The sequence below is a fragment of the Massilia sp. BKSP1R2A-1 genome, assembly GCF_050586525.1.
GTDB lineage: Bacteria > Pseudomonadota > Gammaproteobacteria > Burkholderiales > Burkholderiaceae_D > Telluria.
On sequence record NZ_JBOBRE010000003.1, the window covers coordinates 237,987 to 260,952 of the forward strand.

A 22,966-nucleotide genomic window follows, 5' to 3' on the forward strand; every position below is an offset into this window, starting at 1 on the left:
GCTCTCTTACTTCCAGATGTTCCACGGCGTCTGCATCCAGGCGGCGACCAGCACCAGCCAGATCAGGGTCAGCGGGATGAAGACTTTCCAGCCCAGGCGCATGATCTGGTCATAGCGGTAGCGCGGGAAGGTGCCGCGGACCCAGATCATCAGCGAAACCATGATGAACATCTTCAGGAACAGCCAGAAGAAGCCGCCGATCGCGCCGAATTCCAGGAAGCTGAACGGTGCCGACCAGCCGCCCAGGAACAGGATCGCGCACAGGGTCGAGATCAGGATCATGTTGGCGTATTCGGCCAGCATGAACATCGCGTAGGACATGCCCGAGTACTCGACCATGTGGCCGGCGACGATCTCCGACTCGCCTTCCACCACGTCGAAGGGGTGGCGGTTGCATTCGGCCAGGCCGGACACGAAGTAGATGACGAACAGCGGCAGCAGCGGCAGCCAGTTCCACGACAGGAAATTCAGGCCCATGCCGGCGAAGGTGCCCGCCTGCTGGCTGGTCACGATGTCCGTCATGTTCAGGCTGCCGGTCACCATCAGCACCACGACCAGCACGAAACCGATCGGGATTTCATACGAAATCATCTGTGCCGAGGCGCGCATGGCGCCCATGAAGGAGTACTTCGAGTTCGAAGCCCAGCCGGCGATGATGATGCCGTAGACTTCCATCGAGGTGATCGCCATCAGGAACAGCAGGCCGGCGTTGACGTTGGCCAGCGCGGCTTGCGGACCGAAGGGCACCACCGCCCATGCGGCCAGGGCCGGCATGATGGTCATGATCGGACCGATCACGAACAGGCTGCGGTTGGCCTTGGTCGGGATGACGATTTCCTTGAGCAGCAGCTTGACCGCGTCGGCGATCGGCTGCAGCAGGCCGCCAGGACCCACGCGGTTCGGGCCCACGCGGATCTGGATCCAGCCGATCAGCTTGCGCTCCCACAGGGTCAGGTAGGCCACCAGACCCATCAGCGGCAGCAGCACCACGACGATCTTGAGGACGTTCCAGGCCAGCGGCCAGACCGGGCCGAGGAGGTCAGCCCCGCCGGCGTTCAGCGTATCGATAAAACCGGGCGTTGCCATTATTTGCCGCCTCCTTGTGCAACAGCTTTTTCAACATTGATCGAACCGAACATCGCGCCCAGGGTGGCGACGGCCGGGTGGCCGGCGGCCACGCGCACCGCGTTCGACGGCAGGCGTGCATCCACGGTCGCGGCCAATACGGCGCTGCCCGAACCCTGCGACACGCGGACCAGGTCGCCCGACTGCACACCGATCTGCTCGGCGACGGCCTTCGACAGGGTCACCAGCGGCGCATTGGCGTCGGCGGTGCGCTGCAGCGGTTCCGAACGGCGCGACAGCGCGTCGGTGAAGTAGATCGGCAGGTCGGCGACGCGTTCGAGCTGGCCGGCCGGTGCGTACGAACCAGCGGTCGGCGCCAGCTTGGCGACGTTGTTCAGCTTGGCCGACAGATCGGTATTGCCCTTGCCGATGGCTTCGTCACGGATCGATTCCGAAGTCTCGTAGTCGAAGCCCGACAGGCCCAGCAGGTTGCCCAGCACGCGCAGTACTTTCCAGGCCGGACGGGTTTCGCCCAGCGGACGCACGGTGCCGTTGAAGCTCTGTGCGCGGCCTTCGCAGTTCACGAAGGTGCCGGCGGTCTCGCTGAACGGCGAGATCGGCAGCAGCACGTCGGCGAAGTCCATGCCGTGCTTGAAGGCGGACATGGCGACGACCATTTCGGCGGCATCCAGTGCGGCCCTGGCCTGCTGCGGGTTGGCCGCATCCAGTTCCGGTTCCGCGTTCAGCAGCACATAGGCTTTCTTCGGCGACGAGAACACTGCTTCGCCCTTGCCGGTTGCGCCGACGATGTGGCCGCCGACCGTGTTGGCGGCATCGACCAGGTAGCCGAAGGAGCAGCCGGTCTGCTCGGCGATCCATTGCGCAGCAGCGTGGATCTTCGAAGCCTGCGGATGGTAGGAGGCAGCGTTACCGATCAGGACGGCGCCCGGTGATTCCTGGCCGACCAGGGTCGCGGCGATCGCCTTGGCGGCCTCCCCTGCTTCCACGTTCTCGAAGCCGCTCGGAGCAGCGACATTTTTCGCGCCGGCGACGGCCGACACGACTTCCGACAGTGCAGCCAGCCAGTCGGTCGGCGCAGCGATCAGCTTGTTCGCGATCGGCATGAGCAGATCGTCGTCGCTCGACTGCAGCAGCGACAGCTTGGCGCCGCCTTTGGTGGCGGTACGCAGGCGGGTCGCGACCAGCGGGTGGTCCTTGCGCAGGTTCGAGCCGATGACGAAGGCGCGCTTCAGTTGCGAGAAGTTCGCAATCGGCATGCCCAGCCATGGGGTGACCTGGCCGTCCAGGGCGAAGTCGCTCTGGCGCAGGCGGAACTCGATGTTGTCCGAGCCAATGCCGCGGGTCATCTTGTTCAGCAGGTAGAGTTCTTCCAGCGTCGAGTGCGGGGTCGCGACGGCAGCGATGCTGTCGGCGCCGTGCTCGTGGCGGATGTTACGCAGGCCGTGGGCCACGTATTCCAGCGCGGTCTGCCAGTCGGTCTCCTGCCACACGCCACCCTGCTTGATCATCGGGTTGGTGAGGCGGTCGGCATTGTCCAGCGCCTCGTAGGAGAAGCGGTCCTTGTCCGAGATCCAGCATTCGTTGATGGCTTCGTTTTCCAGCGGCAGCACGCGCATGACCTTGCCGCCCTTGACCTGGACGATCAGGTTCGAGCCCAGCGAATCGTGCGGCGCGATCGACTTGCGGCGCTGCAGTTCCCACGGACGTGCGGAATAACGGAAAGGCTTGGAGGTGAGCGCGCCGACCGGGCACAGGTCGATCATATTGCCCGACACTTCCGAGTCGACGGTCTTGCCCACAAACGTGGTGATCTCCGAGTGCTCGCCGCGGCCGACCATGCCGAATTCCATCACGCCGGCCACTTCCTGGCCGAAGCGCACGCAACGGGTGCACTGGATGCAACGCGACATCTCTTCCATCGAGATCAGCGGGCCGGCCTCTTTCGGGGCCACCACGCGCTTCTCTTCGGCATAGCGCGAACCGCTCTTGCCATAGCCGACGGCCAGATCCTGCAGCTGGCATTCGCCGCCCTGGTCGCAGATCGGGCAATCCAGCGGGTGGTTAATCAGGAGGAACTCCATCACCGACTTCTGCGCCTGCACCGCCTTGTCGCTGTGGGTGCGCACGATCATGCCGGGCGAGACCGGGGTCGCGCAGGCCGGCAGCGGCTTCGGCGCCTTCTCGACTTCGACCAGGCACATGCGGCAGTTCGCTGCGATCGACAGTTTCTTGTGATAGCAGAAGTGCGGGATATAGGTCCCGAGTTTGTTTGCGGCGTCCATCACCATGGAACCTGGTGCGACTTCGACTTTTTTGCCGTCTAATTCAATTTCAACCATTTGATCGTTACCTGACCTGGTTTAAAGGTATGCGGGCACGAGGCAATGCTTGTGCTCGATGTGATATTCGAATTCCTCGCGGAAGTTCTTGATCATGGCTTCAACAGGCATCGCAGCGGCGTCGCCCAGGGCGCAAATGGTGCGGCCCTTGATGTTGAAGGCGATGTTGTTCAGCAGGTCCATGTCTTCCGGACGGCCCTTGCCGTGTTCGATACGGTGGACCATGCGGTACATCCAGCCGGTGCCTTCACGGCACGGGGTGCACTGGCCGCAGGATTCCTCGTAGTAGAAGTACGAGAGACGCAGCAGCGACTTGACCATGCAGCGGGTTTCGTCCATGACGATCACGGCGCCCGAACCCAGCATCGAACCGGCCTTGGCGATCGAGTCGTAGTCGAGGTCGGTATCCATCATGACCTCGCCGCGGATCACCGGCGCCGACGAACCACCCGGGATGACAGCCTTGATCTTCTTGCCGCCGCGCATGCCGCCTGCCAGCTCCATCAGCTTGGCGAAGGGGGTGCCCAGCGGGACTTCGTAGTTGCCCGGACGCTCGACGTCGCCCGAGATCGAGAAGATCTTGGTGCCGCCGTTGTTCGGCTTGCCGAGGGCCATGTAGTTTTCCGGGCCCATATTCAGCAGGAACGGGACGGCCGCGAAGGTCTCGGTGTTGTTGATCGTGGTCGGCTTGCCGTACAGGCCGAACGAGGCCGGGAACGGCGGCTTGAAGCGCGGCTGGCCCTTCTTGCCTTCGAGCGACTCGAGCAGCGCGGTTTCTTCGCCGCAGATGTAGGCGCCGTAGCCGTGGTGGGCATGCAGCTGGAACGAGAAGTTCGAGCCCATGATGTTATCGCCCAGGAAGCCGGCGGCGCGCGCCTCTTCCAGCGCCTCTTCGAAGCGCAGGTACTCCTGGAAGATCTCGCCGTGGATGTAGTTGTAGCCCACGGTGATGCCCATCGCGTAGGCGCCGATGGCCATGCCTTCGATCAGCGCGTGCGGGTTGTAGCGGATGATGTCGCGGTCCTTGAAGGTACCTGGCTCGCCTTCGTCGGTGTTGCAGACGAGGTATTTCTGGCCAGGGAACTGGCGCGGCATGAAGCTCCACTTCAGGCCGGTCGGGAAACCGGCGCCGCCGCGGCCGCGCAGGCCCGAGGCCTTCAGGTCGGCGATGACCTGTTCCTGGGTGACGCCGCCTTCGAGGATCTTGCGCAGGGCCGAATAGCCGCCGCGCTTGACGTAGTCTTCAAGGTGCCAGTTCTCGCCGTTCAGATCCTTCAGGATCAGCGGATTGATGTGACGGTCGTGCAGGCTGGTCATTTGTTCAGTTCCTCAAGCAGGGCGTCGATCTTCTCGTCGCTCATGAACGAGCACATGCGGTGGTTATTCACCAGCATCACCGGTGCGTCGCCGCAGGCGCCCATGCACTCGCCTTCCAGCAGGGTGAACTTGCCGTCGGCGGTGGTTTCGCGGTAGTCGATGCCGAGCGCATCCTTGATGCGCTGGCCAGCGCGCTCGCCGCCCGACAGGGCGCAAGGCAGGTTGGTGCAGACCGTGATCTTGGCCTTGCCGACCGGCTTCAGGTTGTACATGTTGTAGAACGTCGCGACTTCCTGCACGGCGATGGCCGGCATGCGGATGTAGTCGGCGATTTCCTGCATGGTTTCCGGCGACAGCCAGCCCAGTTCGACCTGGGCGTGGGCCAGCGAGGCCATCACGGCCGACTGGCGTTGATCGGCTGGGTACTTGGCCAGCTCGCGATCGATTTTTTTATAGCATTCCTGCGATAACATTTTCTTTGTCCTTCTTACCGGTCGATGCTGCCGAACACGATGTCCTGGGTACCGATGATCGCGACGGCGTCGGCGATCATGTGGCCGCGCGACATTTCGTCGAGGCTCTGCAGGTGGACGTAGTCCGGGGTGCGGATCTTCAGGCGATACGGCTTGTTGGCGCCGTCCGACACGATGTAGATGCCGAACTCGCCCTTCGGGTGCTCGACCGCCGCATAGGCCTCGCCTTCCGGCACGTGGAAGCCTTCGGTGAACAGCTTGAAGTGGTGGATCAGCGATTCCATATTGGACTTCATGTCCATGCGGCTCGGCGGGGCGATCTTGTTGTTGTCGATCATCACCGGACCCTGGTTCACGCGCAGCCAGGCGATGCACTGCTTGATGATGCGGTTCGACTGGCGCATTTCTTCGATGCGGACCAGGTAGCGGTCGTAGGAGTCGCCGTTGGTGCCGACCGGGATGTCGAACTCGACCTTGTCGTAGGCGGCGTACGGCTGCTTCTTGCGCAGGTCCCAGGCCACGCCCGAACCGCGCAGCATGGCGCCGGTGAAGCCCATCGCCTTCGCGTCTTCCGGCGAGACCACGCCGATGCCGACGGTACGCTGCTTCCAGATACGGTTATCGGTCAGCAGGGTTTCGTATTCGTCGACGTAGCCGTCGAAGCGCTTGGTGAAGGCGTCGAGGAAGTCCAGCACCGAACCCTGGCGGTCGCGGTTCAGCTCGTCGATCGCTTTCTTCGAGCGGATCGGCGATTCCTTGTGCTGCGGCATACGGTCCGGCAGGTCGCGGTAGACGCCGCCCGGACGGTAGTAGGCCGCGTGCATGCGCGCGCCCGACACGGCTTCGTAGACGTCGAACAGGTCTTCGCGGTCACGGAAGGCGTACAGGAAGGGACCCATGGCGCCGATGTCGAGCGCGTGCGCGCCCAGCCACATCAGGTGGTTCAGGATGCGGGTGATCTCGTCGAACATCGTGCGGATGTACTGGGCGCGGACCGGGGCTTCGATGCCCAGCAGCTTCTCGATCGCCAGCACGTAGCCGTGCTCGTTGCACATCATCGACACGTAGTCGAGGCGGTCCATGTACGGGACCGATTGCAGGTAGGTGCGGGTCTCGGCCAGCTTCTCGGTGCCGCGGTGCAGCAGGCCGATGTGCGGGTCGGCGCGCTGGATCACTTCGCCGTCCAGTTCCAGCACGAGGCGCAGCACGCCGTGCGCTGCCGGGTGCTGCGGACCAAAGTTCAGGGTGTAATTCTTAAGCTCAGCCATTATTTCGTCCCGTAGGTTTCTTCGCGGATCACGCGCGGGATGTTCTCGCGCGGTTCGATCGTCACCGGTTGGTAGATCACGCGTTTCTGTTCAGGGTCGTAGCGCATCTCGACATAGCCCGTGATCGGGAAGTCCTTGCGGAACGGGTGGCCGATGAAGCCGTAGTCGGTCAGGATGCGGCGCAGGTCGCCGTGGCCGTCGAACAGGATGCCGAACAGGTCGAAGGCTTCGCGTTCGAACCAGTTGGCGGCGCGCCAGATCGGGGTGATCGATTCGACCAGGGGCATGTCGTCGTCCGGGCAGAACACGCGCACACGCACGCGCCAGTTGTGCTCCAGCGACAGCAGGTGCACGACCACCGCGAAGCGGGCGCCGTCCCAGGTGCCTTCGCCGTATTGCGAGTAGTCGACACCGCACAGGTCGATCATTTCTTCGAAGCGGAGTAGCGGGTCGTCGCGCAGGGTCTGCATCGACTTGATGTAGTCGGCGGCCTTGACCACCACAGTCACTTCGCCCAGCGCCGAGCTAATCGCAGCGCCCTCGCCCAGTGCGTTTTTCAGGGCGAGTTCAAGGGTTTCGAGTTTCGTCGTCATGGTGTTTCGCTGTTCTTAGCGCGCGATGGTGTTGGTGCGCTTGATCTTGTTCTGCAGCTGCATGATGCCGTACAGCAGGGCTTCCGCGGTCGGCGGGCAGCCCGGCACGTAGACGTCGACCGGCACGATGCGGTCGCAGCCGCGCACCACCGAGTACGAATAGTGGTAGTAGCCGCCGCCGTTGGCGCAGGAACCCATCGAGATCACCCAGCGCGGCTCGGCCATCTGGTCGTACACCTTGCGCAGTGCGGGAGCCATCTTGTTGCACAGCGTACCGGCGACGATCATGACGTCCGACTGGCGCGGCGAGGGGCGGAACACAATGCCAAAGCGGTCGAGATCGTAGCGGGCAGCGCCCACATGCATCATCTCGACCGCGCAGCATGCCAGACCGAACGTCATCGGGAACATCGATCCCGTGCGCGCCCAGTTGATCAGCTTATCGGCTGTGGTGGTAATGAAACCTTCGTTTAATACGCCTTCAATTGCCATGGCTTATTCCCAATCAAGGGCACCTTTCTTCCAGATGTACCAGAAACCCACGACGAATTCGGCGATGAACACCATCATCGTGACGAAACCGGTCCAGCCCAGTTCGCGCATCGAGACGCCCCATGGGAAGAAGAATGCCGTTTCCAGATCAAACAAAATAAACAGGATCGCCACCAGGTAGTAGCGAACGTCGAACTTCATGCGCGCATCTTCGAAGGCTTCGAAGCCGCATTCATACGGGGACAGCTTGGCTGCGTCGGGGCGGTGCGGGCCGAGGATGCGGCCGAGCACCTGCGGGGCAACGCCGACGCCGATGCCAATCAGGATAAAGAGAAGGACGGGGAAGTAATTTTCGAGGTTCACGTGAAGCCTATTTGAACGATCGGTTAAAGAAACACTGCAGGGCTGCAGCGCCGAATCGCGCGAACCTGGCCGGATGGCCTCGCAAACCTACGGCGCGTTGCGCGGCCGGTTTGCGGCGCCTCCCGAAGATTGCCACCAGGACCGTACGACTGATCCTCGTAAAAAAGCCAGCTCAGGCAGGAGAGCGATCGCTCATGCGCCCTTGCTGGCTCTTTCATTTTTCTTGGTGCCGACGGCGAGACTCGAACTCGCACAGCTTGCGCCACTACCCCCTCAAGATAGCGTGTCTACCAATTTCACCACGTCGGCTGGAGACCAGTATTTTAACCTGCTTTAGCACTACTTTTCAATGCACAAATTGCGCTATCACAAGGAATTTACGCAATTACTCAACATTTCTTTGATGACTGCAAACCTTCCTGCAGTGCTATCGAGAATGAGTGCTATTTAGCGCGGCCAATCTACTGCTTTGTGCGGGAGAGCGGCCCGCAGCGAGCCGCATTCTACCGCTAATCGCGAACAGGCGTGCGACGCCTGGCTGGCGATGTAGGACTGTAATTACTTGGTGGCCGGAGCCGGTGCGGCAGGTGCCGGAGCAGCCGGAGCGGCCGGAGCGGCGGTGCTCGGCGCCGAGTTGGACACGCCCGGGGTTTGCGGGATGTCGTTGACCGGGACGGCCGGGGCGGTGGCGGCGCCGGCGTTCGGGCCTGCACCCGGCACGTCGCTCGGGATGCCGGTAGCCGGGGCCTGCGACGACGGCACGGTCACGCGTTCCATCACGCCACCGTCGGTGCCCGGACGGGCGCGGTCGTTGCCCACCCAGGCCAGGGCCAGGGTCGAGGCGAAGAAGATGGCGGCGGCGACAGCGGTCGACTTCGACAGGAAGTTCGACGAACCGGAGGCGCCGAACAGGCTGCCCGAAGCACCCGAACCAAAGGCGGCGCCCATGTCGGCGCCCTTGCCGTGCTGGACCAGCACCAGGCCGATGATGGCCAGGGCCGAAATGACCTGCACAACAATAATCAGATTAAAGAAGGTGCTCATTGCAATTCCATTTCCAAGTTAAGGCGTTTCAAATACTTATTAATTGTTCTTGCTGCGTGGTCTTACTGCGCGGCGCCGATGATGGCGAGGAAATCCGCCGCCTTCAATGCTGCACCACCGATCAGGCCGCCATCGATGTCCGGCTGCGCCAGCAGGTCCGCCGCATTATCCGGCTTCATGCTGCCGCCGTACAGCACCAGCACGTGTTCCGCCGCTTCGGCGTTGCAAGCGCGCAGTTTTTCGCGCAGGGCGGCATGCACTTCCTGGGCCATGGCCGGGGTCGCCGTCTTGCCGGTGCCGATCGCCCACACGGGTTCGTAGGCCACCACCAGCTTGCCGACCGCGGCCGGGCCGACTTGCGCCAGCACCGCATCCAGCTGGGCGCCGACCACTTCCATGGTCTGCCCTGCTTCGCGCTGGACCAGCGTTTCGCCCACGCAGACGATCGGGGTCAGGCCCGCGTCCAGCGCCGACTGCGCCTTGCGCGCCACCAGCTCGTTGGTCTCGCCATGGTAGGCGCGGCGCTCGGAGTGGCCGACGATCACATAGCGGCAACCGAAATCCTGCAGCATCGAGGCGCACACCTCGCCGGTATAGGCGCCGGGCTGCTGGCAGGACACGTCCTGGGCACCCCAGGCCAGGGCGGATCCCGTCAGGATATCCTGGCACTGATGAAGATAAGGCGCCGGCACGCAGACCGCGCTGGCGGCCTTCGCATCCTGCAAGCCTTCGAGGATACCGGTCAGGAGCGTGGCATTGGCCGCGCGGCTGCCGTTCATTTTCCAGTTACCGACGACGAGTTTTGGACGCATACGATCCTACAGTTAAATAACCCGCTATTCTAGCGGTCGAAAATGGTGAGGTCAAACAATGGCTGAGCCGACTACTTCCTTTTGATTCAAGCCCTTAGGTCGAGCACGATCTTGCCCACGTGCGTGCTCGATTCCATCAGCGCATGCGCCTCGGCCGCCTGCTCGAGCGGGAAAGTCCGGTAGATGACCGGCTTGAGTTTGCCCTGTTCGAACAGCGGCCATACGCGCTCGCGCAAGTTGCGGGCAATCGCCGCCTTGAAGGCGACCGGACGGGGGCGCAGCGTCGAGCCGCTGATGTGTAGGCGGCGGCGCAGCACCTGGCCGAGGTCGATCTCGGCCTTGGCGCCACCGAGCAGCGCGATCAGGGCGATGCGGCCGTCGTCGGCCAGGCAGTCGATCTCGCGCGGGATATAGTCGCCGGCGACCATGTCGAGGATGACGTCGACGCCCTTCCCGCCCGTCAGTTCTTTCACCACCGCGGCAAAATCCTCGGTCTTGTAATTGATGCCGCGCTCCGCGCCCAGCCCTTCGCAGGCGCGGCATTTCTCGTCGGAACCGGCGGTCGCGAAGACGCGGTGGCCGAGGGCGGCCGCCAGCTGGATCGCGGTCACGCCGATGCCGGAGGTGCCGCCCTGCACCAGCAGGGTCTCGCCCGGCGCCAGCTGCGCGCGGTCGAAGACGTTGGCCCAGACGGTGAAGAAGGTTTCGGGCAGCGAAGCCGCTTCCAGCGGCGACAGGCCTTGCGGGACCGGCAGGCACTGCCCGGCCGGCGCGGCGCAGTATTCGGCATAGCCGCCGCCCTGCACCAGCGCGCAGACCATGTCGCCCTTGGCAAAACCGGCCGCTGCGTAATCGCCGTCGACGATTTCGCCCGCCACTTCCAGGCCCGGCAGGTCGGAGGCGCCCGGCGGCACCGGATATTTGCCCAGGCGCTGCAGCACGTCGGGCCGGTTGATGCCGGCCGCGTGCACCTTGATCAGCACTTCGCCCGGCTTCAGCGCCGGCGTCGGGCGTTCGCACAGCTGGAGGACGTCGGGCTTGCCCGGCTGCGTGATTTCGATGGCGCGCATGTCCACTCCCGTGTTGAAAAAACCGCAATTGTAAGGGAGGGAGGAAAAACCTGCGCGTCCGGTTTCGCCTCAGGCGCGGTAGCGGGTGCTGCGGCGGCCGTCGTGCGACAGGTGCGGCAGGCAGGAACGCAGCGCTTCCCGCTCGACGGCGTCGCCACCGCGCGACACCAGGCGCACGGAACAGGAGAAGGGCTCGCCGCCGCTCATGTAATAGCTCGGCAGCGGCAAGGGAGGCAGTCCGAAGGCCAGGGAGACGGTCGCGGTCTGCAGATCGTCGACGCCGCTGCCGTGCCGATGCAGCGCATCGCGCAGATAAGCGGACCAGTACTGCGCCGCAGCGAGGGATGCCGGTGTGCCGGGCTGGGCGGCGACGCGGAGCAGGTCGAGCTTGACCCGCATGCCGGTCGCCAGCGTCTCCGTATAGAGCACGCCCGGCGCCCAGTAGCCGATGAAATCGTTGTTACGGCTGACAAAGCTGTCGAGCAGCCCCGCCGCGGTATGCTTGAGCCAGCGTTTGGCAATCATGTTCGTCCCCTTTGGAACGACAGTGTATCAAGCTCCGCGATGTAGTCCCGGATCGACGCCCAGCAAGGTATCGCGCCGCAGCCGCAGCCGCGTGTGCGGGGTCCGGATGCCCGCGCTCATGCCCCAGGCCGCCGCCCAGCGCAGCGCGCGATCGGTGTCCGGACCGAAGGGCCGGGCCGCCGATGCACGCTTGAGGGCGGCCGACATACGCTGCATGGCGTAGAGCTTTTTGGTGGAAACGATCTTGGCCATGGGTCCAAGATACGATCTCCACCGCGAGATGACGGTGCCGTACTTAACTCATGGGCGTGACGGGCGGACGCGGAACGAAGAGCGGCGTCGCGCCGCTGTCGACCGCCTCCAGCGCCTGCAGCGCCATCGCATAGGCGCCGTTGTAGGACTTGGCCGCGGCGATGAAGCGGCCGTTGTGGCAGAACTTCGCGTCCGCCACGCCGGTGACCGCGGCCAGGTCCGCGTCGCGCAGGCCGGCCCAGCTTTCCGGCAAGTCGGCGCGCGCGTCGAAGGTGTCGACGGTCGCCGGCACCGCGTGCAGCATGTGGCGGTCTTCCGAGCGGCTGTAGCTGATCACGAACAGCACCTTCGGCATTTCCTTGCGCACCACCGAGGTCCAGGGCAGCGCGGCGTTCTTCAGGAACAGCAGGCGGCCGTTCTCCAGCACCTCGGCCTGGCGCACCTGCGACAGGGCCAGCGTCGCGCCGACGCGGTACTTGACGGCGTTGGCCATCACGTCGGTGAGGAAGGCCATCACCTTGCGGAACTGGGCCAGGCGGAAGGCCTCCGCCTCCGCGCCGTAGCCGAGGCGTTCCTCGTCCATCCAGTTCGGGTTGTAGCCCGACACCACCGCCGACAGGCCATAGCCGCCGGGCGCGTTCTTGGCGGCGCCGACGTCCGACAGGTCCAGGTACTGCACGATGTCGCCATCGATGGCATAGGCCATCTGCTGCGCAGTCTCTTCGTCGAGCTGCTGGCCGGCGTGCTGGAGCGCCAGCGCGGCCACGCAGCGCGCGCCGTACTCGCGCCAGACCAGACCGGCGCTGGCATAGGGCACGCCGGACATGCGGACGCCGTCGAATCCTTTCTGGTGATGGTCGAAACGGCCCGTGGCCGGGTCCCAGACGCCGCCGACGTCGACGGCGAAGTCGCCCGCCTCGATGGTGGCCGGGTCGCGGGTGCGGACGATTTCCGCTTCAGGGAACAGGATGTGCAGGACGGCCACCGCCCATGCGTCGTCGGCGTGGAACTTGCCGTTGTGGGTCACGATGACCATGAATACTCCAGGATGCTTGATGCGAAGGCCGCATCATACTCCGATAGCTCGTAGGGTGGACGGGGGAATCTAGTCCAGTGGACTAGATTCCCGTCCGCGCGTTCAAGCGGCGTGTGAATATACGATGCGCCTTATCTCACCGTGTATTTGCACGCGCGGTCGGCGCAGCCGACCACCCTACGCGTTCCGGGTGGCTGTAGATGACATGGCGCCCGCCGCGCACGAAACCGGCCAGGGTGAGTCCGGCCTGCTCGGCCAGCTGCACCGCCAGCGCGGTCGGCGCCGAGATCGCACCCAGCAAGGGAATGCCGGCGCGCGCCGCCTTCTGCACCATCTCGAAGCTGGCGCGGCTCGTCACCACCGCGAAACCCTGCGCCGTATCGATACCGTCGCGCGCCAGTGCGCCCACCAGCTTGTCGAGCGCGTTGTGCCGGCCCACGTCTTCGCGCACGCAGCGCAGCTCTCCGTCGCCATTCGCCCAGCCGGCGGCGTGCACGGCGCCGGTCGCGTGATGCAGTTCCTGGCGTGCCGCCATCGCGGCCATGGCCCGGTGCAGCGCGCCCGCTTCGAAGCGCACAGCCGATGCTTCGCGCGGTGGATCGAATGCATCAGTCTCGAAGCACGCCAGGCTCTCCACGCCGCACAGGCCGCAGCCGGTGCGGCCCGTACGCGCGCGCCGCGTTTCCTTCAGCCGCATCATGGCGTCGCCGGCAATGCGCATCTCGATCGCGATGCCGTGGGCGCCCTCCTCCACCTCGAGTTCGTAGATATCGCGCGCGCTGCGCACGATGCGCTCGCCGAGCGAGAAGCCGATTGCGAAATCTTCCAGGTCCAGGGGCGACGCCAGCATCACCGCATGGCTGATGCCGTTATATACCAGGGCCACCGGCACTTCCTCGGCCACCAGTTCGGCGCCGTCTTCGCACACCCCCTCGCGCCAGCGCGCGGCCGGCAGGCGGCTGGCGCCGGGCGGCGCGAAGAAACCCTCGCCCGCGTTCAAGACAGCCTCCCGCCGCGCTCCAGGATGACGTCGATCGCCTTCGCCGCCGGCACCTTGCTCTCCTTCGCGTGGTGCCACAACGGAATCAGGGCGTTCAGTTCCGGATAGTAGCCGGCGATGCAGCCTTCCGGCACGTCGTAGGGCACGACCGCCAGGCCATCGACACGCCGCTCGACACCGTCGTCGGCCGCCGTGCGCAGCGACACCAGTTCGCCTTCGCGCAGCGCGTAGCGCGCCACGTCCGCGCGCGCCATGAACAGCACCATGCGGCTGCCCTGCACGCCGCGGAAGTGGTCGTCGTAGTTGTAGATCGTCGTGTTGAACTGGCCGTCGCTGCGCACGGTGAAGAGGCGCAGCGTTTGCGGGCCGCCGCGCAGGTCCGGATTGCCCTGCAGGGCTTCGGGCGCCGTGAAGTGGGCCTTGCCGGATTCGGTCTTCCAGACCCGGTGGGCGGCGCCCAGCGGCCGGCGGAAGCCGCCCGGCGTCCACATGCGCGCATTGAAGTCGTGGAAGATGTCGGGATAGGTCGCGGCGATGGCCTCGCGCACCAGGCCGTAGTCGTCCACCCAACGGTCCCAGTCCACTTTCGGGTTCGGGTCGAGGGTCGCCTTGGCGATGCCGGCCACGATGGCAGCTTCCGACAGCAGGGTAGACGCCACCGGCGCGGCGCGCCCGCGCGAGCCGTGCATGCAGCCGGTGCTGTCCTCGACCGTTACGTCCTGCTCCCCGCCGGCCTGGCGGTCGATCTCGATCCGGCCCAGACAAGGCAGCAGGTAAGATGCCTTGCCGTGGATGACGTGGTTGCGATTGAGCTTGGTGGCGATCTGCACCGTCAGCGGAATCTCGCGCCAGGCCTTCTCCATCAGGCCGCGTTCCGGCACCGCGCGCACGAAGTTGCCGCCCAGGCCGACGAAGGCCTCCACCTTGCCGGCCAGGATGCCCTCGCAGGCTTCGACCGTGTTCATGCCCGCCTTGCGCGGCGGCTCGAAACCGTATTGTTCCTTGAGCTTGTCGAGCGGCGCCAGCTCGGGCTTCTCGGTGATGCCCACCGTGCGCTGGCCCTGCACATTGGAGTGGCCGCGCACCGGGCACACGCCGGCGCCGGGCTTGCCGATGTTCCCGCGCAGGAGCAGCAGGTTGACGATCATGGTCACGTTCTGCACGCCGTTGCGGTGCTGGGTCAGGCCCATGCCGTAGATGCCCATCACGGCGCCCGCCTCGCAGTAGACCTCCGCCGCCGCCTCGAGGTCGGCGCGGCGCAGGCCGGATTCGCGCTCGATGTCGATCCAGCCGCAGGCGCGCACCGACTGCTCGAACTCGGCGAAGCCCTGGGTGTGCTCCTGGATGAAGGCGACGTCGAGCACGCGCTGCCCGCCGGCCGCCTGGGCCGCGTCGTCGCGGTCGAACACGGCCTTGCACAGGCCCATGATGGCCGCCGTGTCGCCGCCAGGTTTGACCTGGTGGTACTGGGTGCTGATGGGGGTCTCGTGCCCGGTCAGCATCTCCACCGGCGACTGCGGATTGGTGAAGCTGACCAGGCCGCGCTCGCGCAAGGGGTTGAAGGTGATGATGGGCACGCCGCGCGATCGCGCCTCCTGCAGCTGGTGCAGCATGCGCGGGCTGTTGGTGCCGACGTTCTGGCCGAAGAAGAAGATGCAGTCGGTCTCCTCGAAGTCGTGCAGCACCACGGTGCCGACCGGCACGCCGATGGTCTTCCGCAGCCCGACCGAGGTGCTTTCGTGGCACATGTTCGAGCTGTCCGGCAGGTTGTTGTTGCCGTACATGCGGGCCAGCAGCGAATACATATAGGAGGTCTCGAGCGAGGCGCGGCCCGATGCATAGAAAACCACCTGTTCTCTCGCCATGCCACGCAGGGCGGCGCCGATCTCGGCGAAGGCCGTCTCCCAGCTCACCTCGCGGTACTTGTCGCTGGCTGCGTCCCAGCGCAGCGGCACGGTCAGGCGGCCCTGGTCTTCCAGCGTATGGTCGTCCCAGGCTTCCAGCTCGGTGACAGTGTGCCGCTCGAAGAAATCGGCGCCAATGGTCTTGCTGGTGGTTTCCCAGGCGGTGGCCTTGGCCCCGCTCTCGCAGAACTCGAAGGGATGCGGATTGGCCGGCTTGGCCCAGGCGCAGCTGACGCAGGCAAAGCCGTCTGGCTTGTTCTGCTTGAGCAGCAGGCGGCTGTCCTTGATCGGCACACGCTGGTCCAGCAGGATGGTCGACACCTTGGCCAGCGAACCCCAGCCGCCCGCCGGCATGGTCGCGTGGCCGATCTTCACGTCCTTCCCCGAGTGATTGCTCATGTCTGCTCCTTGCGCATCGATGGCCTACCGTAGCCGCCTCAAGGCCATTGCTCGGTGCGCCGCCGAACAGTCGAGGGCAATCGCCGGGTCAAGCGGGGTACAACATTTCCCCGGGCGTCATGGAAAATTCTTGCAGGAATGTTAATCCTTGCCGCGTTCGATGCGGCGCAAAGGCGGAGTTCCTTGCCTTCTTGTCCATGCCCCACCGGCTGGGTAGATTGATCATGCGAGCTCATGCGTATTGCATGGGCGCCTTTTCGGGAGCACACGATGAACCGCATCTTGCCCGCCCTTCTCCACGCCGCGCAGCGCCTGGCGGCCGCCTTCACCCTCCCCACATCAAGCGTCCAGCCGCCGCGGCGCCGCCTCTTCCTGTCCGCCGCCATGCTGGCCGCCGCCATCGCCCTGAGCAGCCAGCCGGCCGGAGCACAGGGATGGCAGAGCGAACACTGGCTTGGCGCCTGGGGCACCGCGCCGGCCGGCCCGCCGCCCGACACCAGCCTGCAGACCTTCACCGACCAGACGCTGCGCCTGATCGTCCACACCAGCATCGGCGGCAACCGGGTGCGCATCCGGGTGTCGAATGAGCTGGGCAGCACGCCCCTGACGATCGGCGCCGCGCGCATCGGCCTGCGCGCAGCCGGTTCGGATGTCGCGGCCGGCACCGACCGCGCCCTCACCTTCGGGGGCCGCAGCTTCGTCACTATCCCGCCCGGCGCACCGGCGCTGTCCGATCCGGTGGAGCTGAACGTGCCGCCGCTATCGGATCTGGCCGTGAGCCTCTACCTGCCGGGGACCGTGCAGGCCACCACCGTGCACCAGCTGGCGCTGCAGACCAACTACGTTTCCCTGTCCGGCAACTTCACGGCCGCGCCGACGCTGCCGGTGCAGCGCACCATCCAGGTCTGGCCCTTCCTCACCGAAGTCGACGTCGATTCGCCAGGGCCCACCATCGTCACCCTGGGCGACTCGATCACCGACGGCACCCGCAGCACGCCCGACACCAACAACCGCTGGCCCGACTGGCTGGCGCGGCGCCTGCAGACCGAGCGCGACCCGGTCCTCGGCATCAATGCCCGCTTCGGCATCCTCAACCGCGGCATCAGCGGCAACCGCCTGCTGGGCAATTCGCCGAATACCCTGGCCGGGCGCAGTGCGCAGGAACGCTTCGACCGCGACGTGCTGGCGACAAGCGGCGTGCGCTACCTGGTGGTCCTGATCGGGATTAACGACATCGGCAACAGCTCGGCCACCAGCCCGGTAACGAGCGACGACCTGATCGCCGGCTACCGCCAGCTGATCCTGCGTGCGCGCGCCAAGGGCATCAGCGTGATCGGCGCCACCCTGACGCCGTTCGAAGGGGCGGGCTACTACTCGGCCGAGAAGGAAGCCGTGCGCCAGGCCGTGAACAACTGGATCCGCAACAACGATGAGTTCGACGCCGTGATCGATTTCGACCGCGCCACCCGCGACCCGGCGCATCCGACGCGCTTCCTGCCGGCGTATGACAGCGGGGACCATTTGCATCCGAACGATCTCGGCTACCAGGCGATGGGGAATGCGGTGCCCTTGAATTTGTTCAGGAGTGCGGCCAAGGCAGCCGCGCCCGTCAAGTAGGGTGGGCGGTCCGCCGCCCACGCGTTCAGCGAATCGATGAGGGCCACGGAGCGGCCAATACACGTGATCTGTACGCGTGGGCAGGAAACCTGCCCACCCTACGAAAACCGCCGGTCACGCCGGCGGTTCTGGTCAGGAGTTCGAGCCCGTGCGTGACGTCGTCGGCAGCGGCCTGCCCGGCCTCCAGGTGCGTGACAGCGACTGTGCCTCCTCGATCTGCTCCTGCGTCATCTGGCGCGAGATCGCGGCGCGCTGTTCGACCGCGTTGTGGTTGCCGGCGGCGGCGGCGAGGTTCCACAGCATATAGGCCAGCACCATGTCCTGCGGCATGCCGGCCTGGTGGTAGCGGTACATCAGGCCGAGCGCATGCTGGGCCTCGGCGTGGCCCTGCTCGGCCGCCTTGCGGAACCAGGTCACGGCGTGGCGCTGGTCCTGCGGGACGGCGTTGCCGGTGTAGTACATGGCGCCGACCACGTACTGCGCGTCGGACTTGCCCTGCAGGGCGGCCTTGTGGTGCCAGGCGAAAGCCTGCTTGTAGTCGCGCGTGACGCCGCGGCCCATGTAATACATGAGGCCCAGCAAATGCTGGGCGTCCGCATGGCCGGCCTTGGCGAGCGGGACGATCTCTTTCAGTGCTGTCGCGTAGTTCCGCGCGTTATAGGCGCTGGCTCCTTCCGCGAAGCCCGCATGCGCACCGGCCTGCAGGCCGAGGGCGAACGCGAACGCTACGAATAGTTTTTTCATGTCTCGTGCAGGGAATTCAGGATCTCTACGTACCCTTGTCCTCGTGAGGACTCACCTTGTTCTTGTTGTGCTGCGTGTTCTAGTTCTGGTCTTTACTTCCAGCTCACCTTGCCGAGGCCGTCGACGCTGACCTTGCGGTTGACCGGCTTGCCGTGCACCGTCACCGAGCCCAGGCCGGACAGCGTCAGGTTGGCGCTCTCCTTGGCGGTGATGGTCGCATTGCCCAGTCCCGACAGCTCGAGGGTCACGTTCTCGGCCGAGAAGGCCTGGGCATCGAGGCCGCCCAGTCCGCCCAGTTCGGCCTTGAGCTGGCGGCTGCGCCCGGACAGGGTCACGAAGCCGGCGCCGCGCAAATTCAGTTCGACGCTCTCGCTGTTGATGCCGTTGACGCGCATGCTGCCGACCCCGCCCAGGTTGGCGCTCAGGACCCTGTAATTACATGATACATTCATTGAGCCGGCCCCATCGAGGTTGAGCTCGAGCTCGTCGCCCGAGAAGCCGTTGACCACGGTGCCGCCCACGCTCTCGGACGTTACCTCGCGCAGGTTCGGCAGGGTCAGCTCCGCGTGCAGCCCCATGCTGCGGCCGAGGTTGATGCTCACGCCCTTGGTCTCGGTGCCGATGTTGAGGGTGTCGCCGCTCTGCAGCGTGGTGGTCTTGCCCAGCAGGCGCGGATCGCCCGTGAGCACCAGCATCGGCGTCGCGCCCTGGCGAATCTTCATGTCCACCACCCCATCCACCTTGACGCGCACCACACGCGCATCCACGGGCCGGGTCTCGGTCGCCGCTTCCTGCGCCGCCCTGGCGACGCCGATGCTCGCGAGCAGCGAGGCGCACAGGGCCATGAAGGCGAGGCCCGGCTTGGAAAGGTTTGTCATTGAATTCTCCGAATACATGTTCTTTGGTTTAGCGACAGCCCGGGGCGCGCAGCCATGGCCGATCTTGGTATGTTGCAACTATATCGATTTTGTCATCGCATACCTACCTGCCTGCGATGAACTGCACAAATCGCGGTCCAGGGTGACGTATGCGTGGACGGATGCTTGTTGCGCAATATCGACACAACAATAGATTTATCGCAAAAAATCATGGATATGCATGCGAAAAAAGATTACTTATTGGCATGCCTCTACGCTAAGATGCAGCGCACGACGACGCCGTCTGTACAAACCCATGGAGACAAATGGGTAACAATTCACTTCGCAGTCCCGTTCTGCGTTCATTCTCGAGGTCACCCATGCGCATGCGCCAATTACCTGTTTTGCTGGCCGGGCTCACCTTTTCGCTGTCGGCCTTCGCCGCATCAAGCGACCAGTGGACCCTGCCGATCAACGTCAAGAAGCTCGACAACGGCCTGACCGTCATCGTCACCGAAGACCACAGTTCGCCGACGGTCGGCGTGTCGGTCGTCTACCACGTGGGCATGCGCCTGGAACCGAAGAACCGCACCGGCTTCGCCCACCTGTTCGAGCACCTGATGTTCCAGGGCACCCCGAATGCCAAGAAAGGCGTGTTCGACACCACCATCACCGCCGGCGGCGGGCGCAACAACGGCTCGACCCGCCCCGACTACACCAACTACATCGAGACCGCGCCCGTGTCGGCGCTGGAACCGATCCTGTGGCTGGAAGCGGACCGTATGAAGACCCTCGACTTCAACCCGGCCACGCTGAAGAACCAGCAGGACGTGGTGAAGGAGGAGATCCGCGTGAACGTGAAGAACCAGCCCTACGGCGGCTTCTACTGGCTCGACATCAACCAGCACGCCTTCCAGAAATGGGAAAACAGCCACGACGGCTACGGCAGCTTCCAGGACCTGGAAAACGCCAGCCTGGACGACGTGCGCGCCTTCCACCGCGACTACTACGGCCCGAACAATGCCGTACTGGCGATCGCCGGCGACATCACCCCGCAACAGGGCTTCGCGCTGGCGCAGAAGTACTTCGGCGGCATCAAGTCCCGCCCTACTCCGAAGCCGACCGATTTCAGCGAAGGCCTGAATACGGCTGAAAAGCGCGTGGTGCAGAGCGACGCCCTGGCGCAGGTGCCGGCAGTGGCCGTGGCCTGGAAAGTGCCGCCACGCGGCCACCGCGACCAGGCTGCCATGGCCGTGGTCGGCGAACTGCTGGGCGGCGGCGACGCTTCCCTGTTCTACCAGGGCCTGGTGAAGGGCCGCGAGATCGCGCTGAACGTCGACACCCTGTTCGGCTTGACCGGTCCCTTCGAATACGACGGTCCGACCGTGATGACCGTGTTCGCGCTGTACAAGCCGAACAGCAGCGCCGACGCCATGCTCAAGGCCATGGACGAGGAGATCGCCAAGGTCGCCCAGAACGGCGTCGACGACGCGACCCTGAAGCGCGTGAAAACCCGCATCCTGGCCGACTGGAACAACCAGCTGGAAAGCTTCATCAACCGCGCCGACACCCTGGCGAAGATGCAGGTGCTGTGGGGCGACGCCAAGGTCGTCAACCAGATCCCGGGCTGGATCGAAGCGGTGACCTCGGAAGACATCCAGCGCGCGGTGCGCACCTACCTGGTGTCGAGCAACCGCACCGTCATCGACCGCAAGCCGGCCGCGATGCTCGCGGCCCCTGCCAACGCGCCGACCGGCGCTGCACAATAAGGAGCGCATCATGAAGAAACTGATGCTCGCAATCGCCGTCACGGCCGCCTTCGCGCCGATGGCCTACGCCGCAGCCCCCGCCGCCGCGAAGGAACTTGCCATGCCGGCCTACGGCAAGGACAAGCCGATCCCGGTCCCGAAGATCACCAAGAGCACCCTGAAGAACGGCCTCACGGTCTGGGTCGTGCCGCGCAAGGGTCTGCCGCGCGTGGACTACGTGCTGGCCGTGCGCGGCGCCGGCTTCGCGGCCGACGCCCCGGCGACGCCGGCCTTCGCCAACATGCTGGCCGGCCTGCTCAACGAAGGCACCGACAAGCGCGACTCGCGCGCGATCGCCGAAGCGGCCCAGGGCATGGGCGGCTCGGTCGCCGCCAGCGCCACCGCGGACGGCATCGTCGTCTCGGCCAACGCCCTGCTCTCGCAGTCGGCCCCGATGATGCAGCTGCTGGCCGAAGTGGCGCGCACGCCGTCCTTCCCGGAAAACGAAGTCAAGCTGGCCAAGGCCAATGCGCTGCAGTCGCTGCGCGTCTCCGAGACCCAGCCGACCTTCCGCGCCGAGCGCGCGATCAGCCGCGCCGTCTACGGCGAGCACCCGTACAGCCGCACTACCCCGACGGTGGAAGCGATCAATGCCGTGACCCAGGACATGCTGCGCAGCGAACACGCCAAGCGCATGCGTCCTGACCACGCCCTGCTGGTGATCACTGGCCCCGTCAAGGAAGCCGATGCTCTCAAACTGGCCGAACAGGCCTTCGGCGACTGGAAGGCCAGCGGCCCGTCGATCGCCGACATCGCGCCCGCGCCGGCCGCCGCCAAACCGGCGCGCATCCTGCTGCAGCGCGACGGCAGCGTGCAGTCGACCCTGCGCCTGGGCAGCCCCGGCATTGCCGCAAGCAGCGAGGACCAGATCCCGCTGCGCCTGGCCAGCACCATCCTCGGCGGCGGCTTCTCGAGCCGCGTCAACATCAACCTGCGCGAGGAAAAGGGCTACACCTACGGCGCTTCGGCCGGCGCGCGCCTGAACCGCGCGGGCGGCTCGATCATCGGCGGCGCCGACGTGCGCAACGAGGTGACCGGCGCGGCGCTGAACGAGTTCTTCAGCGAGTACAAGCGCATCGGCAGCGCGCTGGTGCCGGCCAAGGAAATGGAGATGAACAAGCGTTATGTGGCCGGCGGCTACATGATCAGCAACCAGCTCCAGCGCGCCGTCGCCGGCACCCTGGCCTCCAACTGGCTGGTCGGCCTGCCCGCCGAGTTCCTCGGCGAATACGTGCCGCGCATCCAGAAAGTCACGCCGGAACAGGTGCGCGACGTGTCGAAGAAATACTACGCGCCGGAGAACCAGTCGATCGTGGTCGTGGGCGACCAGAAGGCGGTGGGCGAGCAGCTCAAGGCCTTCGGTGAGTTCACGGTGACGGACAAGTAATCCAACGCCAGGCGCCCTGCAAAACCCCGCATGCTCTGCGGTTTTTTGTTTTTCATGGCGTCTTTAACGTAGGGTGGGCGGTTTTCCGCCCACGCGTTCAAGCAGCGGAAGCATGGACGAGACGCGTCAATTCACCATGTAGTTGAACGCGTGGGCGGAATCCGCCCACCCTACGAAGGCATCAGTCAGCCGACAGCTTCATCAGGACCAGGCCACTGACGATCAGCACCGCCGCGATGACCCGCATCGCGCTGAGCTGCTCGCCCAGCACCGTGATCCCGACGAGGAATGCCCCGACCGCGCCGATGCCGGTCCAGATCGTGTAAGCGGTACCGAGGGGAATCGTGCGCATCGCCGCGGACAGCAGCACGAAGCTGACCACCATACCGGCCAGCGTGACGACGGTGGGCATGAGCCGCGTGAAGCCTTCCGACTGCTTCATCGCCACCGCCCATACCACTTCGAAGATACCTGCAACAAACAACATCAACCAAGCCATGATCCGGCTCTCCTTTCGAAAAGCCGGGCCGTCCCGGTCATTGTTCCCACTGCGGGGGGAGGCCGTTCCTCCTGTCCCGCC

22 protein-coding genes and 1 tRNA gene are annotated in these 22,966 nt (G+C 65.2%); 3 read left to right on the plus strand and 20 right to left on the minus strand.

Going from position 1 to position 22,966, the window contains the following annotated elements; genetic code table 11:
- Positions 1-6 precede the first annotated feature (6 nt).
- The 17 genes from nuoH to ACQ7JA_RS06755 form a co-directional block, all read right to left on the minus strand.
- On the minus strand, positions 7-1,086 hold the full coding sequence (gene nuoH, locus ACQ7JA_RS06675) for an NADH-quinone oxidoreductase subunit NuoH (protein WP_430895802.1): 1,080 nt from the start codon (positions 1,084-1,086) through the stop codon (positions 7-9).
- Positions 1,086-3,425, minus strand: a complete 2,340-nt coding sequence (gene nuoG / locus ACQ7JA_RS06680) for an NADH-quinone oxidoreductase subunit NuoG (RefSeq protein WP_430895804.1) — start codon at positions 3,423-3,425, stop codon at positions 1,086-1,088. The genes nuoH and nuoG overlap by 1 nt, the downstream gene beginning before the upstream one ends.
- 21 nt (positions 3,426-3,446) lie before the next feature.
- Entirely contained in the window at positions 3,447-4,742 is a 1,296-nt protein-coding gene (nuoF, locus tag ACQ7JA_RS06685) for an NADH-quinone oxidoreductase subunit NuoF (protein ID WP_159703737.1), read from the minus strand.
- A complete protein-coding gene (nuoE, locus tag ACQ7JA_RS06690; RefSeq protein ID WP_159703735.1) occupies positions 4,739-5,215 on the minus strand; it encodes an NADH-quinone oxidoreductase subunit NuoE in 477 nt (158 codons plus the stop codon). Before nuoE ends, nuoF begins: the two co-directional genes overlap by 4 nt.
- 14 nt (positions 5,216-5,229) lie before the next feature.
- Complete coding sequence (locus tag ACQ7JA_RS06695) at positions 5,230-6,483, minus strand: NADH-quinone oxidoreductase subunit D (protein WP_430895807.1); 1,254 nt, start codon at positions 6,481-6,483, stop codon at positions 5,230-5,232.
- Positions 6,483-7,076, minus strand: a complete 594-nt coding sequence (locus tag ACQ7JA_RS06700; RefSeq protein ID WP_430895809.1) for an NADH-quinone oxidoreductase subunit C — start codon at positions 7,074-7,076, stop codon at positions 6,483-6,485. Before ACQ7JA_RS06700 ends, ACQ7JA_RS06695 begins: the two co-directional genes overlap by 1 nt.
- Positions 7,077-7,091: 15 nt before the next feature.
- The gene (locus ACQ7JA_RS06705) at positions 7,092-7,568 is read right to left on the minus strand and encodes a NuoB/complex I 20 kDa subunit family protein (protein WP_020654624.1); all 477 of its coding nucleotides are present in this window, start codon (positions 7,566-7,568) and stop codon (positions 7,092-7,094) included.
- Between the two features lie 3 nt (positions 7,569-7,571).
- A complete protein-coding gene (locus ACQ7JA_RS06710) occupies positions 7,572-7,931 on the minus strand; it encodes an NADH-quinone oxidoreductase subunit A (protein WP_430895811.1) in 360 nt (119 codons plus the stop codon).
- 224 nt (positions 7,932-8,155) lie between these two features.
- Positions 8,156-8,240: transfer RNA gene (locus ACQ7JA_RS06715), tRNA-Leu, on the minus strand.
- Between the two features lie 249 nt (positions 8,241-8,489).
- Positions 8,490-8,975 carry a preprotein translocase subunit SecG gene (secG, locus tag ACQ7JA_RS06720; RefSeq protein WP_430895813.1) on the minus strand — a complete coding sequence of 162 codons (486 nt, stop codon included), beginning with the start codon at positions 8,973-8,975 and terminating at the stop codon, positions 8,490-8,492.
- Between the two features lie 62 nt (positions 8,976-9,037).
- A complete protein-coding gene (tpiA, locus tag ACQ7JA_RS06725; RefSeq protein WP_430895839.1) occupies positions 9,038-9,787 on the minus strand; it encodes a triose-phosphate isomerase in 750 nt (249 codons plus the stop codon).
- An 86-nt stretch (positions 9,788-9,873) separates the two neighbouring features.
- Complete coding sequence (locus ACQ7JA_RS06730) at positions 9,874-10,857, minus strand: NAD(P)H-quinone oxidoreductase (protein WP_430895852.1); 984 nt, start codon at positions 10,855-10,857, stop codon at positions 9,874-9,876.
- A 69-nt stretch (positions 10,858-10,926) separates the two neighbouring features.
- Positions 10,927-11,382 carry a hypothetical protein gene (locus tag ACQ7JA_RS06735; RefSeq protein ID WP_430895854.1) on the minus strand — a complete coding sequence of 152 codons (456 nt, stop codon included), beginning with the start codon at positions 11,380-11,382 and terminating at the stop codon, positions 10,927-10,929.
- Between the two features lie 27 nt (positions 11,383-11,409).
- The gene (locus ACQ7JA_RS06740; protein ID WP_430895856.1) at positions 11,410-11,634 is read right to left on the minus strand and encodes a hypothetical protein; all 225 of its coding nucleotides are present in this window, start codon (positions 11,632-11,634) and stop codon (positions 11,410-11,412) included.
- 43 nt (positions 11,635-11,677) lie between these two features.
- On the minus strand, positions 11,678-12,670 hold the full coding sequence (locus ACQ7JA_RS06745; RefSeq protein ID WP_430895858.1) for an MYG1 family protein: 993 nt from the start codon (positions 12,668-12,670) through the stop codon (positions 11,678-11,680).
- Between the two features lie 136 nt (positions 12,671-12,806).
- Positions 12,807-13,670 (minus strand): formate dehydrogenase accessory sulfurtransferase FdhD, encoded by an 864-nt coding sequence (fdhD, locus tag ACQ7JA_RS06750; RefSeq protein ID WP_430895860.1) that lies wholly within the window; start codon positions 13,668-13,670, stop codon positions 12,807-12,809.
- Positions 13,667-15,973, minus strand: coding sequence for an FdhF/YdeP family oxidoreductase (locus tag ACQ7JA_RS06755; protein ID WP_430895862.1), 2,307 nt, complete (start codon positions 15,971-15,973; stop codon positions 13,667-13,669). Before ACQ7JA_RS06755 ends, fdhD begins: the two co-directional genes overlap by 4 nt.
- Before the next feature lie 270 nt (positions 15,974-16,243).
- Here ACQ7JA_RS06755 and ACQ7JA_RS06760 point away from each other — a divergent pair, with 270 nt between their 5' ends.
- Positions 16,244-17,590, plus strand: a complete 1,347-nt coding sequence (locus tag ACQ7JA_RS06760) for an SGNH/GDSL hydrolase family protein (protein WP_430895864.1) — start codon at positions 16,244-16,246, stop codon at positions 17,588-17,590.
- 132 nt (positions 17,591-17,722) lie between these two features.
- Here the strand turns inward: ACQ7JA_RS06760 and ACQ7JA_RS06765 are convergent, their stop codons facing one another.
- Positions 17,723-18,334 carry a tetratricopeptide repeat protein gene (locus ACQ7JA_RS06765; RefSeq protein WP_430895866.1) on the minus strand — a complete coding sequence of 204 codons (612 nt, stop codon included), beginning with the start codon at positions 18,332-18,334 and terminating at the stop codon, positions 17,723-17,725.
- 92 nt (positions 18,335-18,426) lie between these two features.
- Positions 18,427-19,212 (minus strand): GIN domain-containing protein, encoded by a 786-nt coding sequence (locus ACQ7JA_RS06770; RefSeq protein WP_430895868.1) that lies wholly within the window; start codon positions 19,210-19,212, stop codon positions 18,427-18,429.
- 359 nt (positions 19,213-19,571) lie between these two features.
- On the opposite strand from ACQ7JA_RS06770, the gene ACQ7JA_RS06775 reads away from it, so the two are divergent.
- A complete protein-coding gene (locus tag ACQ7JA_RS06775; RefSeq protein ID WP_430895870.1) occupies positions 19,572-20,960 on the plus strand; it encodes a M16 family metallopeptidase in 1,389 nt (462 codons plus the stop codon).
- Between the two features lie 10 nt (positions 20,961-20,970).
- Positions 20,971-22,386: a M16 family metallopeptidase gene (locus ACQ7JA_RS06780; protein ID WP_430895872.1), complete on the plus strand. Its 1,416-nt coding sequence runs from the start codon at positions 20,971-20,973 to the stop codon at positions 22,384-22,386.
- A gap of 181 nt (positions 22,387-22,567) precedes the next feature.
- Here ACQ7JA_RS06780 and ACQ7JA_RS06785 read toward each other — a convergent pair whose 3' ends face one another.
- Positions 22,568-22,885, minus strand: coding sequence for a DMT family transporter (locus ACQ7JA_RS06785; protein WP_430895874.1), 318 nt, complete (start codon positions 22,883-22,885; stop codon positions 22,568-22,570).
- Positions 22,886-22,966 lie beyond the last annotated feature (81 nt).

Bases quoted from the DNA above. Each gene is read 5' to 3' on its own strand.
- nuoH (WP_430895802.1), bottom strand. From the start codon at position 1,086: ATGGCAACGCCCGGTTTTATCGATACGCTGAACGCCGGCGGGGCTGAC.
- nuoG (WP_430895804.1), bottom strand. From the start codon at position 3,425: ATGGTTGAAATTGAATTAGACGGCAAAAAAGTCGAAGTCGCACCAGGT.
- nuoF (WP_159703737.1), bottom strand. From the start codon at position 4,742: ATGACCAGCCTGCACGACCGTCACATCAATCCGCTGATCCTGAAGGAT.
- nuoE (WP_159703735.1), bottom strand. From the start codon at position 5,215: ATGTTATCGCAGGAATGCTATAAAAAAATCGATCGCGAGCTGGCCAAG.
- ACQ7JA_RS06695 (WP_430895807.1), bottom strand. From the start codon at position 6,483: ATGGCTGAGCTTAAGAATTACACCCTGAACTTTGGTCCGCAGCACCCG.
- ACQ7JA_RS06700 (WP_430895809.1), bottom strand. From the start codon at position 7,076: ATGACGACGAAACTCGAAACCCTTGAACTCGCCCTGAAAAACGCACTG.
- ACQ7JA_RS06705 (WP_020654624.1), bottom strand. From the start codon at position 7,568: ATGGCAATTGAAGGCGTATTAAACGAAGGTTTCATTACCACCACAGCC.
- secG (WP_430895813.1), bottom strand. From the start codon at position 8,975: ATGAGCACCTTCTTTAATCTGATTATTGTTGTGCAGGTCATTTCGGCC.
- tpiA (WP_430895839.1), bottom strand. From the start codon at position 9,787: ATGCGTCCAAAACTCGTCGTCGGTAACTGGAAAATGAACGGCAGCCGC.
- ACQ7JA_RS06730 (WP_430895852.1), bottom strand. From the start codon at position 10,857: ATGCGCGCCATCGAAATCACGCAGCCGGGCAAGCCCGACGTCCTCCAG.
- ACQ7JA_RS06735 (WP_430895854.1), bottom strand. From the start codon at position 11,382: ATGATTGCCAAACGCTGGCTCAAGCATACCGCGGCGGGGCTGCTCGAC.
- ACQ7JA_RS06740 (WP_430895856.1), bottom strand. From the start codon at position 11,634: ATGGCCAAGATCGTTTCCACCAAAAAGCTCTACGCCATGCAGCGTATG.
- ACQ7JA_RS06745 (WP_430895858.1), bottom strand. From the start codon at position 12,670: ATGGTCATCGTGACCCACAACGGCAAGTTCCACGCCGACGACGCATGG.
- ACQ7JA_RS06755 (WP_430895862.1), bottom strand. From the start codon at position 15,973: ATGAGCAATCACTCGGGGAAGGACGTGAAGATCGGCCACGCGACCATG.
- ACQ7JA_RS06760 (WP_430895864.1), top strand. From the start codon at position 16,244: ATGAACCGCATCTTGCCCGCCCTTCTCCACGCCGCGCAGCGCCTGGCG.
- ACQ7JA_RS06765 (WP_430895866.1), bottom strand. From the start codon at position 18,334: ATGAAAAAACTATTCGTAGCGTTCGCGTTCGCCCTCGGCCTGCAGGCC.
- ACQ7JA_RS06770 (WP_430895868.1), bottom strand. From the start codon at position 19,212: ATGACAAACCTTTCCAAGCCGGGCCTCGCCTTCATGGCCCTGTGCGCC.
- ACQ7JA_RS06775 (WP_430895870.1), top strand. From the start codon at position 19,572: ATGCGCATGCGCCAATTACCTGTTTTGCTGGCCGGGCTCACCTTTTCG.
- ACQ7JA_RS06780 (WP_430895872.1), top strand. From the start codon at position 20,971: ATGAAGAAACTGATGCTCGCAATCGCCGTCACGGCCGCCTTCGCGCCG.
- ACQ7JA_RS06785 (WP_430895874.1), bottom strand. From the start codon at position 22,885: ATGGCTTGGTTGATGTTGTTTGTTGCAGGTATCTTCGAAGTGGTATGG.